Source organism: Rhizobium phaseoli, assembly GCF_010668805.1.
GTDB lineage: Bacteria > Pseudomonadota > Alphaproteobacteria > Rhizobiales > Rhizobiaceae > Rhizobium > Rhizobium phaseoli_A.
Genome location: NZ_WUFT01000014.1, coordinates 77,067 through 94,511, shown reverse-complemented (window position 1 = coordinate 94,511; position 17,445 = coordinate 77,067). Strand labels below are relative to the sequence as shown.

Here is a 17,445-nt window from a genome sequence, read left to right as displayed (position 1 = left end):
CTATTCCTCACGCGGAAACCGCTGACTTTCCTCCAGCACGTTCAGGTCCATGTGGTTGCGCATATAGCGCTCCGACGCTTTTTGCAGCGGCTGATAGTCCCAGGGATAATAGGCGCCATTGCGCAGCGCTGCGTAGACCACCCAGCGGCGCGCCTGGCTTTCGCGCACGGCGGCGTCGAAATCGGCAAGGTTCCAGCGCCGCCTGGCCTGGTCGACAAGCCTCGCCAGTGCGTCGGCATGCGCCGGCTTTCCCGCCAGATTGTCGAGTTCCTGCGGGTCGGCTTCGAGGTCGAACAGCATCGGCGGGTCCTTGTCGCAGAGCGAAAGCTTGTAGCGTCCGTCCCTGAGGCAGACGAGCGGCGCTTCGGAACCTTCCGCGGCATATTCCATCGTCACGGGACCGCGGCTGCCGGTGCCTTCGGCGAGGCCTGCGAGATCCTCGCCCTCGGTCCACGGTTTCAACGCGGTGATGTCGATCCCGGCAAGACCGGCGAGCGTCGGCGTCACGTCGAGGGTGGAGACCGGCTGATCGATGCGTTTCGGCTTCCAGCCGGGTGCCGCAATCATCAGCGGGACGCGCGCCGATCCCTCGAAGAAGTTCATCTTGAACCAGAGGCCGCGGTCGCCGAGCATGTCGCCGTGGTCGGAAACGAAGAGGATGATCGTGTTGTCGGCCATGCGGGTCCGTTCCAGTACGCCGAGAATGTCGCCGATCTTCTCGTCGACATAGGAGATATTGGCGAAATAGCCCTGCCTTGCCCGCCTGATCTGTTCGCGACTGATCTCGAAAGCATCATGGTCGCAGGCTTTCATCAGGCGCCGCGAGTGCGGGTCCTGCCGCTCGAAGGCAATCGGCGCCACCGCCGGGTCAAGCGCCGGGCAATCTTCATAGAGGTCCCAGAATTTGCGGCGTGCGACATAGGGATCGTGCGGATGGGTGAAGCTGACGGTCAGGCACCAGGGGCGTTCGTCGTGGCCGCGTGAGAGATCGAACAGCTTGCGGCTCGCGTGGTAGGCGACCTCGTCGTCATATTCCATCTGGTTGGTAATCTCGGCAACGCCGGCGCCGGTGACCGAGCCGAGATTGTGATACCACCAGTCTATGCGCTCGCCGGGTTTGCTGTAGTCGGGCGTCCAGCCGAAATCGGCGGGATAGATATCCGTCGTCAGGCGCTCCTCGAAGCCATGAAGCTGGTCGGGCCCGACGAAATGCATCTTGCCTGATAGAGCCGTCTGATATCCGGCGGCGCGCAGATGATGCGCATAGGTCGGAATGTCGGAGGCAAATTCGGCGGCGTTGTCGTAGACGCGCGTCCGGCTCGGTAATTGCCCGGACATGAAGGACGCCCGCGCCGGCGCGCAGAGCGGGCTTGCCGTATAGGTGTTGGCGAAGCGCACGGAGCGTTCAGCCAATACTTTCAGGTGCGGCGCATGCAGGAAGTCGGCAGGCCCGTCGGGAAACAAGGTCCCGTTCAACTGATCCACCATCAGGATGAGAATATTCGGGCGCGCCATCCGGCTCCTCCTGTGCTATTTGAAGATTTTATTGAAGCGCCTATTCTCGTGCCTGTAAAGACGGCATTTTTGAATGGCTGCCTAAAGGAAATTTTATGCCAGACCACCCGCTTGAGCTTGGATGGATGCGCATCTTCGTCGAGGTCGCGAGACTCGGTAGCTTTTCGTCGGCTGCAGCGCTGCTCGGGCTTACCCAGCCGGCCGTCAGCTACCAGATCCGCCGGCTGGAGGAGCAGTTCGGCGTCAGCCTGCTGCGTCGCCAGCATCGCGGCGTGACGCTGACTGCCGAAGGCGAGCGGCTTCTCGAGGTCACCGTCAAAGCGGTCGGCGATATCGATGCGCTTGCCCGCAGCTTCCGCGCCGAAGCCCAACGACCGGTCGTCCGGCTCAGAACCGACTATGCTTTTTCATCGCTTTGGCTGATCCCGCGCATGGACGGCTTCCGGCTTCTTCATCCGGAAACGGATATACAGATCGTCGCGACGCAGCGGTTTTCGGCCGGTTTTCGCGACGAGGCGGATGTCGCGGTCGTTTTCGGCACGCGGGCGGAATTCGGCGCAATCGGCACGCTTCTGCTGCGGGAAAAGGTCGTGCCGGTCTGCACGCAGGGCTTTCTCGATCGCAATGGCCCGTTCGAGGATGCGAGGCAGCTTGCCAAGGCGGTGCTGATCCATCTCGACACGCCGATGCCGTCACCCTGGTTCGACTGGCGCAGTTATCTGACCGAATTCTCCGTGCTTCGCGACATCAATGCCGGCCGCGGGGATATCAGCTTCAATACATATTCGCTGGTCGTTCAGGCGGCGCTGAGCGGGCAGGGCGTGGCAATCGGCTGGATGGGGCTCGTCGATACGCTGCTCTCCACGCATATGCTGGTCGAAGCCGGCCCGCCGCTCGAGGCGCAGGACCGCGGTTACTGGCTGGTGCCGCCGCGATCTCCAGGCGCGCACAGCGAAAATCTGGCTGCCTGGCTGGTGGACGAAGTCGGAGGGAGCGGCTGACACCGGATTATTTCTCCGCAGCAGAGGCCTTGTCATCGGCGGCGGCGACCGACATTGTGGGAACGAATCCATAGCGAAAGTGACGCAAGCATGCGAACGATCGGATATATCATCGGACTGCTGATGGTCCTCCTCGGGCTGATCTGGATCGGGCAGGGAAGCGGCTATTTTCCTTATCCTGCGTCCAGCTTCATGATCGCGCAAACGATCTGGGTGTTGTGGGGCGCACTTCTGGCCGCAGCCGGCATTGCCGTCATGATCGTCGTCTCGCGCCTGCGCCGGAGAGTATGAACGCCGCCGCTGCCGGGCAGCAATGGCCGCTGGCGGTCTGATGAATTGAGGAGAATGGCATGGGTGCAACTGAGATCGACGGCTTTGCGGAGCGGATCAGGAACAGCCGGGATGGCATGATCTCCGCCTGGGTCGGCATTCCCGACGCCACGCTTGCCAACCACCTGGCGCAGGAGGCCTTCGACGCGGTCGTGCTCGATATGCAGCACGGCATGTGGGACATGCCGTCGGCGGCCAATGCCATCGGTCAGGTGCGGCTTGCCGGCAAGCCGGCCCTGGCGCGCATTCCGGTCGGCGATTTCGCCTCCGCCTCGCGGCTGCTTGATGCCGGCGCCTCCGGCATCATCGCGCCGATGATCAATTCGGCCGAAGACGCGCAAGCCTTCGTCAGGACCACCAAATACCCGCCTGTCGGCGAGCGCAGCTGGGGGCCGTCTCTGGCACTGAACCATATGGGCCTGTCGGGCGATGATTATCTGAAAAACGCCAACGCGCTGACCGTCGCCATCGCCATGGTCGAAACCCGGGCGGCGCTTGAGGCGATCGACGGCATTCTTGGCGTTGCCGGCATTGACGGTATCTTCGTCGGTCCCTCCGACCTTTCGATCGCGCTGTCGAACGGTGATCAGGTGGCGCCGAACGCCGCCGAGATCGACAGCGCCATGCAGCATGCCGTCTCGCGCTGCCGCGCCCACGGCAAATTCGCCTGCGCCTATGCCGCCGACGGCGAGCGGGCCGGCGAACTGTTGAAATTCGGCTTCGACCTGGTGATCGCCGGCGCCGAGACCACGCAGCTGCGCTCCGGCGCCCGCCGCGCCATCAATGCCGCCCGCAGGATCGCTTCGGCCAATTGACCCAGGCGGCGGCCTCATCGTTGAGGAGCTTTGGTCAGCGGGTCGGTTTCATTGCCAGCCAGATCACATGACGGGCGCCGCCGCGTTTGCCGTTGGCGCGGGTGTTGACGGCATCGACGGAAAAGCCGCTGTCCTTCAGGCGGCGGGTAAAATCCGGATCGGGACCGGATGACCAGACGGCGAGCACGCCGCCGGGACGAAGCGCGTCGCGGGCGGCGCGCAGGCCGGCGAAATCATAGAGCCGATCGTTGGATTTGCGGGTCAGCCCGTCCGGGCCATTGTCGACATCGAGCAGGATCGCGTCATAGGCGCCCTTGCCGGCACGGATCGCTTCACCGACATCGCCCTGATGGATGGCGACGCGCGGATCGTCGAGACAGCCTTTGAAGACTTCGGCCATCGGTCCGCGCGCCCAGGCAACGACAGCAGGCACCAGTTCGGCGACGGTGACGCCGGCATTTTCGGGAAGGATGGCGAGAGCGGCGCGCAGTGTGAACCCCATGCCGAGCCCGCCGATCAGCATCCTCGGTTTTGGATGGGCCTTGATCCGCTCCCAGGAAAGCGTTGCAAGGGCCTCTTCCGAGCCGCTGAGGCGGCTGTTCATCAACTCGTTGGCGCCGAGCATGATCGAGAACTCGCTGCCGCGCTGCTTCAGCCTGAGTTCGCCGTCTTCGCCGGGAATGGTCGCGGAATCGAGCTGGATCCAGGGCAGCATGACGGTTTCGCCTCACTTGAAAGAGCCGTCCCCTAGCATAGGGCAATGAGTGGGGCCAGTCAGCAGGGCCTCGGAGGCCATTTGAAAACGGGCGGTGTTCGGACGGCTGTCGGTGTTGGGGCGCCTCAAACGTCCTTTGTCAGACGAGGCGCCACCTCGTAGATTGCAACGACACTTTGGAGATTGGAAACATGGCGCTCAAGCGGATGGACAATGTAGGCATCGTCGTCGAAGACCTCGCCGTGGCGATTGATTTTTTTGGCGAACTCGGCCTCGAGCTCGAAGGACGGGCCATGATCGAAGGAGAATGGGCCGGACGTATTACTGGACTGGGCGATCAGCGTGTCGAGATCGCCATGATGCGCACACCTGATGGCCACAGCCGGCTCGAACTCTCCCGCTTCCTCACGCCTGATATCGTCGCAGATCACCGCAACGCTCCGGTCAACGCGCTCGGCTATCTCCGCGTCATGTTCACCGTTGACGACATCGGCGACACGCTTGAAAGGCTTCGCGCGCGTGGTGCGCAGCTCGTCGGCGAAGTCGTCCAGTATGGAGACACATATCGGCTCTGCTATATAAGAGGGCCCGAAGGGCTTCTCCTCGGGCTTGCCCAGGAACTCAGCTGAGCCGCCTCAGATCATCCGTATGAAATGCTGCGGCTCCACTTCGACGATCTCGTCCTGCGGCGCGGCGGAACGGCGGCGGATATCCTCGACCTCGTCGGGTCGGAGACGGGCCTTCGGGTCCTCGAAGCGGATGTCGGGATCGGGCACGGCCGAAAGCAGCAGCTTTGTATAGGGATGCAGCGGATTGTCGATTACCCTTGCGGTGCTGCCCCATTCGACGATCTGGCCGGCATACATCACAGCGATGTCCTCTGCGATATAGCGGGCGGTGGCGATATCATGGGTGATGTAGAGCAGGCCGAGGTTCATCTCCTGTTTCATCTCGTTCAGCAGGTTCAATACGCCGAGGCGCACCGAGACGTCGAGCATCGAGGTCGGCTCGTCCGCGACGATCACCTCCGGCTGGACCGCAAGCGCGCGGGCGATGTTGACGCGCTGGCGCTGGCCGCCGGAGAGCTCATGCGGATATTTCGGCGCGACGCGATCGGGATCGAGCCGGACGCGCGTCAACAGTTCACGGACCGCGACGTCGATCTCGCTTCCTTCGATCTCCGGGCGATGCAGCTTCAGCGGCCGTCTGAGATGATAGCCGATGGTATGGGCGGGGTTCAGCGAGGCGAAGGGGTCCTGGAAGATCATCTGCACCGAGCGGCGGTAGCGGCCGATCTCGGCGGAATTCGCCGCTTCGACCGGCCGGCCCTTGTAGAGGATCCGGCCCGATGTCGGCCGATATTCGCGCATCGCCATGCGGGCGCAGGTCGTCTTGCCGCTGCCGGATTCGCCGACGAGCGCCAGCGCCCGGCCGGCATGCAGTGAAAAGGAAATGGCGCGCGCCGCATGCACGGCCGCCGAACCGTGTCCGAAACTCTTGGTGACGGTGTCGAGCGCGATGATGGCGTCGCTCATAGCAGCACTCCTCCGTGAAGCGAGGGGAAGGAGGCCCAGAGCTTTTTCGTATAGTCGTGCTCCGGCGCCCGGTAGATCGCCTCGGCCGCGTTCTGCTCCACCAGCCTGCCTGACAGCATGATGCCGATGCGGTCGCAGAACTGCACCATCAGCCCGAGATCATGGGTGATGAAGAGCACAGAGAAGCCGAAGCGGCGGCGCAGCTCGTTGATGCGCTGCAGGATTTCGCGCTGGACGACGACGTCGAGCGCCGTCGTCGGCTCGTCCATGACGACGAGCTTCGGATCGAGCGCCATGCAGATTGCGATGACGATGCGCTGGCGCATGCCGCCGGAAAACTGGTGCGGATAGTCGCGCATGCGATCCGGCGCGATATCGACGAGCCTCAGCATTTCGGCGGTGCGCTCGCGGGCTGCAGCACGGCTCATGCCCTTGTGGGTGCTCAGCATGTCGTAGAATTGCGTCTCGATGCGCAGCACCGGGTTCAGCGAATTCATGGCGCTCTGGAAGACCATGGCGACCTCGCGCCAGCGGAAGGCGGCAAGCGCCTGCCGGTCGAGATCGAGCACGTTGCGGCCGTCGAGCAGTATGCGGCTCTCCTTGCGGATCAGCGCCGGCGGCTTGTGCAGGCGGCTGATGGCAAAGGCGATGGTGCTCTTGCCGCAGCCGGATTCGCCGGCAAGGCCGAAGACCTCGCCCGGCGCCACGTCGAAACTGACATCGTCGACGGCGCGGAAATCCTTCTCCTCGCCGATATAATCGATGGTGAGGTTCCTCACCGAAAGCAATGGCTGCGTCACAGGCGGCCCTCCCCGGAACGGACGAGTAGGGACCAGCGCTTCAGGTGATTGCCGGTGCGCAGCCGCGGATTGGCGATCTCGTCGACGGCGAAGTTCAACAGCGACATGCCGATGCCGAGGAAGGCGAGCGCGAAGCAGGGGGTCAGGATATCCCACCAGGCGCCGACCGAAAGCGCCGAGGCCTTCTGGGCATTGTAGAGCATCGTGCCCCAGGAGATCGCGCGGGGATCGCCGAGGCCGAGAAACTCAAGCGTCGCCTCGGTGATAATTGCGAAGATTACGCTGCCGATCAAATTGATGCCGACGATTGAAATCACGTTGGGAAAGATCTCGAAGGTCATGATGCGCCATTGCGGCTCGCCCATCATCTCGGCGGATTTGACGAAATCCTTATGCTTGACGGAGAGCGTTTCGGCGCGGGTGACGCGGGCGCCCCAGGCCCAGGAGGTGGCGCCGAGGATCAGCGCGATGACGAGCGGGCTTGCCTGGCCGATGAAGGCGGCGAGCACGAGCAGCAGCGGCAGATTGGGAACGACCAGCACCATATTGGTGAAGAAGCTGATCACCTCGTCGGTTCTGCCGCCGCGATAACCGGAGATGATGCCGAGCGCGGTGCCGACAAGGGTGATCAGCAGGCCGGCGCCGAAGCCGACGGCAAGCGAGGTGCGGGCGCCGTAGATCAGCCGGGCGAACACATCCTGGCCGATGCGGGTGGTGCCGAGGATATGGTCGAGCGACGGCGGCTGGTGCGGCCGCCCGGTGCGGGCGGCGGGATCATATTGCGTCAGCAGCGGTGCAACGATCGCGACGATGATGATGGCGGCGATGATGACGAGGCCGGTGAGCGCCTTGCGGTTTCGAAGCAGAGTTTTCATCTCATGCTCCCTTCAGCCGCGGGTCAAGCAGGATATAGCTGACGTCGACGATGAAATTGGCGATTAGCATGGTCGCAGTCATGATGAGGAGCTGGCCCTGGATGACGGGGTAATCGCGGGCGAGGATCGCCTGGTAGAGAATGTTGCCGAGGCCGGGATAGTTATAGACGACCTCCGTCACGAGCGAGCCGCCGAGGATGGTGCCGATGGCGATGGCGAGACTGGAGACGGTCGGCAGCAGGGCGTTGCGGGCGGCGTACCAGAGCATCACATGCCGGTCGGAAAGGCCCTTGGCGCGGGCCATGACGATATAGTCCTCACCGAGCAGATTGATCATGTTGTTGCGCATGGTGACGGTGAAGCCGCCGATCAACACGGTGCAGAGCGTGACCATCGGCAGGATGCCGTGATAGGCGACGCTGCCGAGATATTGCAGGCTGAAGGCCGGATCGAGCGAAGGATCGGCGGCGTAGCCGTTCGGAAACCAGCCGAGCGTGAAGCCGAAAATGAAGAGCACGATCAGCGAGGTGACGACGGCCGGCACCGAGGTCGCGAAAATCGCGCCGACGGAAACGAAAACGTCGAACCTGCTGCCCCGGCGCCAGGCGGCGGCGATGCCGAGGAGGGTGCCGAGTGCAAAACTGATGATCGTCGCTGTGCCCATCAGACCGACGGTCCAGATAAGGGCATGACCGAGCACCGAGGTGACCGGCAGCGGGAAATACTTGATCGAGCGACCGAGATCGCCGGTGAAGATGCTGCCGAGATAGGTGAAGTATTGTTGCCAGAGCGGGCCGTCGACGAAGCCGAAGGTGAGCTTCAGCGCCTGCAGGCTTTCCGGCGGCAATTCGGTGCCGGCGCTGGAGAACATGATCTGCACCGGATCGCCCGGCATCAGCCGCGGCAGGAAGAAATTGATCGTCGCTGCCGCGATGAAGGCTGCCATGTAGAAGGCCAGGCGGCGAAGCAGGAAAGCCATGGGAACTCCGTCGTGACGGGAGCGGCGTTTTGCACCGCTCCCGAGGACTATGATGCTTACTTGACGGGTTCGAGAGCCAAGAGGTTCAGGAGGCGTGCCGGGTTGGTCCGCGAGATCGACGGATTGACGAAGGGGTTTTCCTTGGTCGACCAGCCGGTGAAGCGCTTGGTGTTGTACTGATACCAGTTCGGATTGTTGAACACCGGAATCATCGGCATGTTTTCGGCGACGATGCGTTGCGCCTTGTTCATCGCGTCCTTCTGCTTGGCAAGGTCTGCGGTCTGGGTGAACTCGGTCACGAGTTTCTCGACCTCAGGATTGAACCAGCGCTGCGCGGTGAAGCGCGTCTTTCCCTTGTCCGAAGCGCTGAAGGCGCGCTTGTAGGGGTAATAGGGCGAAGCCGATGCCGGCAGGCTGTTGATCGCCGCATCGAAGGTGCCGTTGATGAGGTTGCCGGTCCAGACGGCTTCTTCAGGCGTTTCGATCTTGGCGTCGATGCCGACCGCCTGCATGCCTTCGACGGCGAGATTGACGGTGTCGATCCAGTCCGTCCAGGAATTCGGGACGATGATCGAGAAGGCAATCTTGCTGCCGTCGGGATTGTCGCGGAAGCCGTCGCCGTCCTTGTCCTTGTAACCGGCCTCGTCGAGCAGGGCCTTGGCGGCATCGGCATCATAGGTCGCGAACTTGCCGAAGTCGGCCTTAACTGATGGATCCGCCCAGCTCTTGTAAAGCTCGCCCATCAGGCCGGGGTCTTCGTTCAGTGTCGGATAGCCGTAGCCGGCGACATCGATCATCGTCTTGCGGTCGAGTGCCATCGAGACGGCGCGGCGGAATTTCAGGTCGTTGAAGGCCTTCTTGTTGTTCTCGTTCGCCGTTTCCAGGTTGAACAGAAAGGCGACCATGCTGCTTGGCGAATACCAGTAGTGGAAATGCGCCGGATCCTTGGAAACATAGACATTGTCGATATCGGGAATGAAGGAGACGCCCCAGTCGAGCGTGCCGTCGGCTGTTGCCGTCAGCATCTGGTTGTTGTCGGCAAGCTGCGGGAAGCGCATGCAATCGACCTTCAGATGCGCGTTGTCCCAGTAGTTCGGATTGCGGCACTGGTCGTAGGTCTGGCCGGTGAAGCGCGGCACCTCGGTCAGCGGGCCGCTGCCGACCGGGTTCTCGTTGGCGAAGGTGACCGGATCGGCGACGTCCTTCCAGACATGTTCCGGAACGATCGGCAGCTGCGAGATCTGTTCGGCTGCGAGCGAGCTCGGATTGGCAAGCGTGAAGCGCACCGTCTGATCGTCGACGGCTTTGACATCGGTGATGAAGCTCCAGATGCTGACGAAGTCGAGCGCCGGGAATTTCTTCAGATAATCATAGGTGAACTTGACGTCGGCTGCCCTCAGCGGCTTGCCGTCAGACCATTTCAGGTTCGAGCGCAGCTTGAAATCGATGCTCTTCAGATCGTCGGAGAGCTTGAAGCTTTCGGCCAGGCGATAGACCGGTTTGTTGCTGTCGAAGCGGTTGAAAATAACCAGCGGCTCGTAGATGAAATCGAGCGTCGACTGGCGCGACGAGGTCTGGTTGAACGGATTGAAGTTGCGGACCCAGGTCGTCGCCGGTTCGATATTCGCCGTTAGGACCGTTTGCGCCATGGCAGAGCCCGAAAGCAGTGTCAGGGCGGCGGCGGCAAGAAGATATTTTTTCATGCTTTATTCCCCTTTTTTATACGGTGAGAGATGGCGCGCCGGTCAGGAGACCAGCGCGCTTGCAAACATGTCTTCGACTTCCGCATGGGCGGCGCGGAGGTCGATCTTGAGATTGCCGAGGCGGGCCTTGCCGGCGGCGATCCGCATGAGAGCGGCGTCCGTCAGCGGCCGTGCAGCCTTGGCGGCGGCTTCGCTTTCCCTGATGTCGCCATGGCTGTGGAGGGCGATGTCGAAGCCGGCGTCGAGCACCTGTCGGACGCGTTCCGGCAGGGTGCCGGAGAGCGATTCCATGAAGATGCAGTCGGAAATCAGCACGCCGTCGTAACCCAAATCGTTGCGGATCACGTCGTGCATGATCGGCGAGACGGAGGCTGGTAATTCCTTGTCATAGGCCGAGTAGACGACATGGGCGACCATCGCCCAGGGCGTATCCTTCAGCGCCACGAAGGGCTTGAAATCAGTGGCAGCGAGCGTCTCGCGGCTGGCGTCGACCACCGGGCGCTCCTTGTGGGAGTCCAGCGTCGCGCGGCCATGGCCGGGAATATGCTTGATCACAGGCATATTGCCGGTCTCGAGCAGGCCGTCGACCACCTCGCGGCCGAGGGCGGCGATGACATCGGGATCGGGACCGAAGGAGCGGGCGCCGATGACCGCGCTCGTCGTCTCGAAGACGAGGTCGAGAACGGGCGAGCAGCCGCTGGAAAGGCCGAGTTCTGTCATCATCGCGCCCATGGCCTGGGAGGAAAGGCGCAATGCTCTTTTGCCGAGCGCGAAATCGCGGCGGGCCAGTTCGGCAAACTGACCGAAGCTGCGGAAGAGCGGCCAGGGGCCGGCATCGAGATGCTGGACGCGCCCGCCCTCCTGATCGGTGAAGACAGGCGCATCGTCGCGGCCGACGGCTTGCCGAAAGCGGTCGATCAGCCGTTTCGTCTGCTCCGGCTCGCGCTGATTGCGCCGGCCGACGAACAGGCCGAGCGGATTGGTTTCGCGAAACAAGGCGAATTCTTCATCCGAAAGGACGGGATTGGGAAGGCCGACGAAAAGGGCGAGCGGGGTCGAGGACAATTCTGGTGCTCCGGGATCAAGTGGTCATTTCGGCCATGCGTCTCAGCATGCCTTCGTAGATGCCCTTGTCGGGGGCGGGGATGATGATGGCGCCTGCGGTCTTCGCGTAAAAATCGACCGGGCCGGCATCGCCGATGAAGGCATAGGCATGGCCAAGCGTCTTCATGGTCTGAAGGCAGGCGGAAAACAGGGCGAGGCCGATACCCTTGCCGCGGGCTTGCGGGTCGACGCCGGTCGGGCCGAAGAAGCCGCGCGCCGTCGTGTCGTAGCAGGCAAAGCCGAGCAGCTTGCCGCCGTCGACGGCGATCAGGCAGGCAACCGGCTGGCGGGAGAAGGCGACGGAGACTTCGCTCGCCCAGTTTTCGCTGAACTGCTGGCGAACCCAGTCGACGACGAGATGCAGTTCCGGGGGGAGGGCCGGTCGGATGGAGACACCGACATGATCGGTTTTCCGATTCAGATCGGCAAGCTTTGTGGAGTATAGACTCACAAGCAGGTCTGGCACCGGTCATTCCTCCTCATATTCCGTTATTGCGGAATATATCCCCTTTTAATGTCATAGACTTGGCTATCTGGCTGAGCTTGTCAACTGCGTTTTTCAAATGGCGCGATGCTGCTCGCCATGATGCTCTCGCTCAAAAGCAAGCCGGCTGCCGAACGCAAAAACGGCCCGGGGAGCCCGAGCCGTTTCGATTGAATGTCTGCGTCGATGATGGATGCTTATCCCGCCACTTTCCAAAGCGCATGAAAATGCTGCACCGGGCCGTGGCCGGAGCCGACGGTCAGGCTTCCGGCGGCGGCGACCGCGCCGGCAAGGTAATCCTTGGCGATGGCGACCGCCTCCGACACCGAGGCACCCTTGGCAAGCTCAGCCGCCAACGCGCTCGACAGCGTGCAGCCAGTGCCGTGGGTGTTCTTGGTCGGTACCCGCCGGGCTTCGAACCAGTGCAGGCCGTCGGCTGTGGCAAGCACGTCGGGGCTGTCGTCGCTGTCGAGATGGCCGCCCTTGACCAGCACCGCGGCCGGACCGAGCGCGCGCAGGCCTTCGGCCTGCGCCGCCATGTCAGCCCGGTTCGTGGCCACCGGCTGCTGCAGCAGGGCGGCGGCCTCAGGCAGGTTCGGAGTCAGTAGGGTGGCGAGCGGCAGCAGCCGCCGGGTCAGCACATCGACGGCTTCGGGCGCCAGCAGGGCGGCGCCGCCCTTGGCGATCATCACAGGATCGATGACGATGGGGATGCCGCGCCGATTGTCGAGGGCGCCGGCAACGGCCTCGGCGATGCCGGCATTGGCGATCATGCCGATCTTGACAGCATCGACGCGCACATCGGCAAAGACGGCATTGATCTGGTCGGCGACGAACGGAGGCGGCACCAAGTGGACGCCGGTGACGCCTTGCGTGTTCTGCGCGGTCAGCGCCGTCAGCACCGCCATGCCGTAGACGCCGCGGGCGGAAAAGGCCTTGAGGTCGGCTTGGATGCCGGCGCCGCCTGAAGGATCGGAGCCGGCGATGGTGAGGACGTTGCGGATCATGCGCGGGCCTTTCGAATTTCTGCGGCGATGCGGCGCGTGGCAGCTTCCGGGTCCGGCGTGCCGCAGATGGCGGAGACGACGGCAAGGCCGCTGGCGCCCGCGGTAAACACCTCGGCCGCATGCTCCGCCTTGAGCCCGCCGATGGCGACCGACGGCACCGGCGAAGCCGCCACCAGCTTTGCCAGGCCGTCAAACCCGATCGGCTGCTTGTGGTCGGTCTTGGTCGGGGTCGCAAACACCGGCCCGACGCCGGTATAATCGACGAGGCTGCGATCGACGCCAGCGGCAAGCGCCGCAGTCTCGACCGAGAGGCCGAGGATCATGTCGGTGCCGATCATCGCCCGCGCTCTCACCGCACCCATGTCCTCTTGGCCGATATGCAACCCGTCGGCACCGATGGCGATCGCCGCCTCGACATCGTCGTTGACGATGAGCAGGGCGCCGGTGCCATCAAGCGCCTGTTTCAAAGCAAGTCCGGTCTCGATCATCCCGGTCGTGCCCGCATGTTTGTCGCGCAGCTGAACCATCGTCGCGCCGCCGGCAACGGCAAGGCGGGCCGTTTCGACCATGCCGATCCCGGCGCAGAGGTCAGGATCGAGCACGAGATAGAGCGAAAGATCGAAGGTCTTCATGCCGCCGATATCCTTGCCCTGGCATCGAGCGTTTCGGCGTCGAGCGCGTGCAGCGCATCGAGAAAGCGCCAGGCGAAGGAGCCGGGACCGGCCGCACCGAGTGCTGCCTCCTCGCCGGCGATGGCGAAGGTTGAAAGGGCTGCGACCGTCGCGCCGAACAGATCCTCGGGCGCGGTTGCGGCAAAGGCGCCGACCAGACAGGTGAGCGAGCAGCCGAGCGCGGTAACCTGCGGCATCAACGCCGATCCGCCTGTGATGCGCACCGCCCGCTCGCCGTCGGTGACGAAATCGACAGCACCGGTAACGGCGACAATCGCCTGCTGCCGCTCAGCAAGCCATCGCGCCGAACCTTCCGCCTGCTCGACCGGATCGCGGCTGTCGACGCCCTGGCCGCGGCTCTCGCCGCCGGCAAGCGCGATGATCTCGGAAGCATTGCCGCGGATGATCGTCGGCTTGAGCGCCAGCAGACCGGCGACCGCATCGCGGCGGAAAGCCGTGGCATAATGGGCGACCGGATCGAGCACCCAGGGTTTGCCGGCAGAGGTCGCCGCCTTCGCTGCTGCCTGCATGCCGTCGATCCATTGTGGCGACAGCGTGCCGATATTGACCGTCAGCGCACTGGCGATGCCGGCGAATTCGCCGGCTTCTTCGGCGGCATGCACCATGGCGGGCGAGGCGCCGGCGGCCAAGAGAACATTGGCGGCGATGTTCATCGCGACGTAATTGGTGATGCACTGAACAAGCGGCGGCTTTTCGCGCATCGCCGTCAGCATGGCTCCTGGTGTGGTCCTGGTTTGCATGTGGCCCCTTTCAGGCGGGGGGCGGGCACGGGGTCATTCATGTGGCAATGCCGCGACCCCGAGCGACTCCCTCCGCCGGCATTATCCGGTTCAGGTTCGAAGGGTGCTTCTCAGCCCGTCTGTCGACGGGCGCCCCTGTCTCTCATCGTGCTCTTTTTCGCAGAGAACGAGGCAGATGTCATCTCGAAAATGACAGTCCTGCGACGGCGCAGCGAGAGACGGGAGGTCGCCGCCGATTCGGGTCTTCATCCGGTTTTCGCGAATGCTGGGCCGCGAATTCCGTCCCGGGCTGCGTCGGCCGTTGCGGTTTCGCCATGCGGTTGTCCCCTCATTCGCAGGTAAACAACAGTAGCAACCCGGGGGTGTAAGGAATTTCCGAAATACATCTCTGTATTTGTGAGCGGCATCGGGAATGATGCAGGCGCCTCCGAGCGTCTTTTCTTCAAAATGAGTGCGGCTCATCTTCCGCCGGATTTTCCGGACGTCTGATAGTGGGGAATTATTCATCCTATCCGTCTATGCGCCTGATATTCAATGAGAACGAGCAGGTGGCCAGCCTCGCATAAGTTGCGCGTCGGCTCATGTGTCTCGCCAAACGGTTTCATTCGAATTTTGGAATCTGTAGGCGATTTCGTTGGGCGTGGGGTCTCGGGCAAATTGAACGTAATCCCCCAGAACGCGAAGTAAATACCTAACACAAACTTTACCGTGCTGACACGTTAAGGTTGACCGAAATGCGGATTGTAGCGATATGACTTTCAACGAGAATAAAATCTTCCTGAAGTTGCATTTTAAATGAAGAAATTTTTGAAAAGCGGCATGACGTGGGTCCTTTGGACGATCGGACCCATTCTGATATCGATCGCCTGTGCGAGCCCATCCTTTTCGCAATCTCCTGATGGTCAAGAACCGGAACAGGCGCCGGCCCAATCGGCGCCGGCGCTAAAATCTCAGAAATTCGACGACTGGTATTATCGCTGCACCGGTTCGGCAGGCGCTGAGGCCTGCGAAGTCGCACAGGTGGCACAAGTCACCAAGGACGGCAAACCCGTCAATATCTTGACGCTGGCGATATCGGCGCCGCCTGCCGCGCCTTCCGAAAAGGACAGGGACAAGCCACGGCTGATGCTGACCGCCCTTCTGCCGCTCAACGTTTTCCTGCCCTCGGGCCTGTCGATCAAGGCCGACGGCAAGCCCGTCGCCAAGCTCGATTACCGCAACTGCAACCAGACCGGATGCTGGGCGCAGCTGGCGCTGGATACGAAAATGACCGCGGCTTTGAAGAAGGGGACCGCCGCCGAAGGGCTGGTGCGGCTGATGAACGGCCAGGACGTCAATATCCGCTTCTCGCTGAAAGGGCTGAAGCCGGCCCTCGATGAACTTCAGCCCGCCGCCGCGAAGTAGCCGAATTTCATCATGACCACAGAAATTCGATACTTTCTGGTTGCCGGCGCTGCCCTCGCGGTGGCGATCGCCCCCGCCTACGCGCAAACGCCGGCCGATGATTTCAACCGCCGCCAGGAAGAGCAGTCGCAGACGCAGCGGCTGGATGCCCTGCGCCGCGCCACACCAGGCGGCAGCGCAGGTGCGGAAAACGGGGCTTTGCCCGCCGGCACAGGCAATGGCGCCTGTTTCGACATCACGCGGGTCGTGATCGACGGGGCGAACCTGCTGTCGGCCCAGGAGATCGGCAAGGTGACGGCGCCTTACGGCAACCGCTGCGTCGGCCTTGCCGAGATCAATGCGGTGCTGAGGGATGTTACGCATCTCTATATCGATCATGGTTATGTGACCTCGCGGGCCTATGTGCCGCAGCAGGATATCCGCAAGACCAGGATCCTCCGGCTGCTCGTCGTCGAGGGCACGCTCTCCGACATCTATCTCAATGGCCAGAAGGTGGCCGGCAACGCTTCGCTGGCGACCGCCTTTCCCGGCCTGATCGGCCGCGTCGTCAATATCCGCGATATCGAGCAGGGCCTCGACCAGATGAACCGGCTGCAGGCCAACGACGCCAAATCAGCCATGCTGCCCGGCCCCAAGGATGGAACCTCGATCCTCAACATCGAAAACCGGCCGGGCCGGCCCTGGCATGTCTCCGTCGGCAACAACAATATGGGGCAGCAGAGCACCGGCTTTTCCCGCAGCTCGGCATCGCTCGGCTACGATGACCTGCTCGGCATCAATGACCAGTGGAATTTCTCCTACGAGCACAGCGGTCCGGACTATTCGTGGGAGAATGACGGAAATGGCTTTGGCAACAGTTATTCCGGCAGCGTCAGCGTCCCCTACGGTTATTCCACCCTGTCGCTGAACGGCTCCTGGTACCAATATGAAAGTGCGGTCGAGGGAAACTTCAGCACGCTCGAAACCTCGGGCAATTCCGGGCAGGCCGGTCTCGGCATCGATCGCGTTATCTCTCGCGACAAGGATTCGTTCACCACGGTCCGCAGCGGCCTGACCTACAAACAGACCAACAACTTCCTGCTCGGCAACCTGATCGAGGTCGGCAGCCGCCGCTATACGGTCGGCGATATCGGCATTTCCCATTCCCGCCGCATGTTCGGCGGCATCTGGATGTTCGATGCCAGCTTTGACAAGGGGCTCGGTCTCTTCGATGCGGTCAACCCGGGGGATCCGGGTGCCGGCAACGCCGATCCGCGGTTTTCGAAATTCAACGCCACGGTCAGCGTGACGCAGCCCTTCCAGGCCACCGGCCGGCAGTTCGAATTCACCTCGCTGCTCAGCGCTCAATATTCCCCCGACAATCTGCTCGGCGCCGAGCAGATCTCGCTCGGCGGCTACAGCAATGTCCGCGGCACGCGCGAAAGCGTGCTCTTCGGCAATAATGGCGTGTTCAGCCACAACGAGATCGTCTGGAGAACGGGGTCCAACCAGGGCGGCGGCGCGGCTGCGAAGGCGTTCGGCGAACTGCGCCCCTATCTCGGCTTCGACTACGGCCATGTCTATGCGCAAAAGCGCTTCGACATATCAGGCGGCGACCTTGCCAGCTGGACGGCCGGCATCAGGGCCGTCGGCGGCAATATCAGTGCCGACCTCGGCTATTCCGACATTGTTGCAAGCAGCCTCGACGATGTCGACGGCGGGCTCTTTTATTTCAGCGCATCCGCTCATTGGTAACGAAAGCAGGAC

18 protein-coding genes and 1 riboswitch are annotated in these 17,445 nt (G+C 62.7%); of the genes, 6 read left to right on the top strand and 12 right to left on the bottom strand.

Annotation, left to right across the window (positions count from 1 at the left end; genetic code table 11):
- Entirely contained in the window at positions 1-1,515 is a 1,515-nt protein-coding gene (gene betC / locus GR197_RS21685) for a choline-sulfatase (protein ID WP_164013230.1), read from the bottom strand.
- Positions 1,516-1,610: 95 nt separating this feature from the next.
- Between betC and GR197_RS21680 the strand changes: the two genes are divergently transcribed.
- From GR197_RS21680 to GR197_RS21670, 3 genes are all read left to right on the top strand, one after another.
- On the top strand, positions 1,611-2,516 hold the full coding sequence (locus GR197_RS21680; protein WP_164013228.1) for a choline sulfate utilization transcriptional regulator: 906 nt from the start codon (positions 1,611-1,613) through the stop codon (positions 2,514-2,516).
- Positions 2,517-2,606: 90 nt separating this feature from the next.
- Positions 2,607-2,807 (top strand): hypothetical protein, encoded by a 201-nt coding sequence (locus tag GR197_RS21675; protein ID WP_164013226.1) that lies wholly within the window; start codon positions 2,607-2,609, stop codon positions 2,805-2,807.
- Positions 2,808-2,866: 59 nt separating this feature from the next.
- Entirely contained in the window at positions 2,867-3,661 is a 795-nt protein-coding gene (locus tag GR197_RS21670) for an HpcH/HpaI aldolase family protein (protein ID WP_164013224.1), read from the top strand.
- 34 nt (positions 3,662-3,695) lie between these two features.
- Here GR197_RS21670 and GR197_RS21665 read toward each other — a convergent pair whose 3' ends face one another.
- On the bottom strand, positions 3,696-4,376 hold the full coding sequence (locus GR197_RS21665) for a spermidine synthase (protein ID WP_164013222.1): 681 nt from the start codon (positions 4,374-4,376) through the stop codon (positions 3,696-3,698).
- 191 nt (positions 4,377-4,567) lie between these two features.
- Between GR197_RS21665 and GR197_RS21660 the strand changes: the two genes are divergently transcribed.
- Positions 4,568-5,005 (top strand): VOC family protein, encoded by a 438-nt coding sequence (locus tag GR197_RS21660; protein ID WP_164013220.1) that lies wholly within the window; start codon positions 4,568-4,570, stop codon positions 5,003-5,005.
- A 6-nt stretch (positions 5,006-5,011) separates the two neighbouring features.
- Here the strand turns inward: GR197_RS21660 and GR197_RS21655 are convergent, their stop codons facing one another.
- From GR197_RS21655 to thiM, 10 genes are all read right to left on the bottom strand, one after another.
- Complete coding sequence (locus GR197_RS21655; RefSeq protein WP_164013218.1) at positions 5,012-5,911, bottom strand: ABC transporter ATP-binding protein; 900 nt, start codon at positions 5,909-5,911, stop codon at positions 5,012-5,014.
- A complete protein-coding gene (locus GR197_RS21650) occupies positions 5,908-6,711 on the bottom strand; it encodes an ATP-binding cassette domain-containing protein (RefSeq protein ID WP_164013216.1) in 804 nt (267 codons plus the stop codon). Before GR197_RS21650 ends, GR197_RS21655 begins: the two co-directional genes overlap by 4 nt.
- Positions 6,708-7,586, bottom strand: a complete 879-nt coding sequence (locus tag GR197_RS21645; RefSeq protein WP_164013214.1) for an ABC transporter permease — start codon at positions 7,584-7,586, stop codon at positions 6,708-6,710. Before GR197_RS21645 ends, GR197_RS21650 begins: the two co-directional genes overlap by 4 nt.
- 1 nt (position 7,587) lies before the next feature.
- Positions 7,588-8,565, bottom strand: a complete 978-nt coding sequence (locus GR197_RS21640) for an ABC transporter permease (RefSeq protein ID WP_164013212.1) — start codon at positions 8,563-8,565, stop codon at positions 7,588-7,590.
- Positions 8,566-8,621: 56 nt separating this feature from the next.
- Entirely contained in the window at positions 8,622-10,268 is a 1,647-nt protein-coding gene (locus GR197_RS21635) for an ABC transporter substrate-binding protein (RefSeq protein ID WP_164013210.1), read from the bottom strand.
- 42 nt (positions 10,269-10,310) lie between these two features.
- Positions 10,311-11,333 (bottom strand): glycoside hydrolase family 3 N-terminal domain-containing protein, encoded by a 1,023-nt coding sequence (locus tag GR197_RS21630; RefSeq protein WP_164013208.1) that lies wholly within the window; start codon positions 11,331-11,333, stop codon positions 10,311-10,313.
- Between the two features lie 16 nt (positions 11,334-11,349).
- Complete coding sequence (locus GR197_RS21625; RefSeq protein WP_164013206.1) at positions 11,350-11,838, bottom strand: GNAT family N-acetyltransferase; 489 nt, start codon at positions 11,836-11,838, stop codon at positions 11,350-11,352.
- Between the two features lie 215 nt (positions 11,839-12,053).
- Entirely contained in the window at positions 12,054-12,863 is an 810-nt protein-coding gene (gene thiD / locus GR197_RS21620) for a bifunctional hydroxymethylpyrimidine kinase/phosphomethylpyrimidine kinase (protein ID WP_164013204.1), read from the bottom strand.
- Positions 12,860-13,495, bottom strand: coding sequence for a thiamine phosphate synthase (thiE, locus tag GR197_RS21615; protein ID WP_164013202.1), 636 nt, complete (start codon positions 13,493-13,495; stop codon positions 12,860-12,862). Before thiE ends, thiD begins: the two co-directional genes overlap by 4 nt.
- Positions 13,492-14,295, bottom strand: a complete 804-nt coding sequence (gene thiM, locus GR197_RS21610; RefSeq protein WP_164013200.1) for a hydroxyethylthiazole kinase — start codon at positions 14,293-14,295, stop codon at positions 13,492-13,494. The genes thiE and thiM overlap by 4 nt, the downstream gene beginning before the upstream one ends.
- A 50-nt stretch (positions 14,296-14,345) precedes the next feature.
- Positions 14,346-14,442, bottom strand: a riboswitch (TPP riboswitch).
- 648 nt (positions 14,443-15,090) lie between these two features.
- Between thiM and GR197_RS21605 the strand changes: the two genes are divergently transcribed.
- Both GR197_RS21605 and GR197_RS21600 read left to right on the top strand, forming a co-directional pair.
- A complete protein-coding gene (locus tag GR197_RS21605; RefSeq protein ID WP_164013198.1) occupies positions 15,091-15,699 on the top strand; it encodes an invasion associated locus B family protein in 609 nt (202 codons plus the stop codon).
- A 12-nt stretch (positions 15,700-15,711) separates the two neighbouring features.
- Positions 15,712-17,433, top strand: a complete 1,722-nt coding sequence (locus tag GR197_RS21600; RefSeq protein WP_164013196.1) for a ShlB/FhaC/HecB family hemolysin secretion/activation protein — start codon at positions 15,712-15,714, stop codon at positions 17,431-17,433.
- Positions 17,434-17,445: the final 12 nt, after the last annotated feature.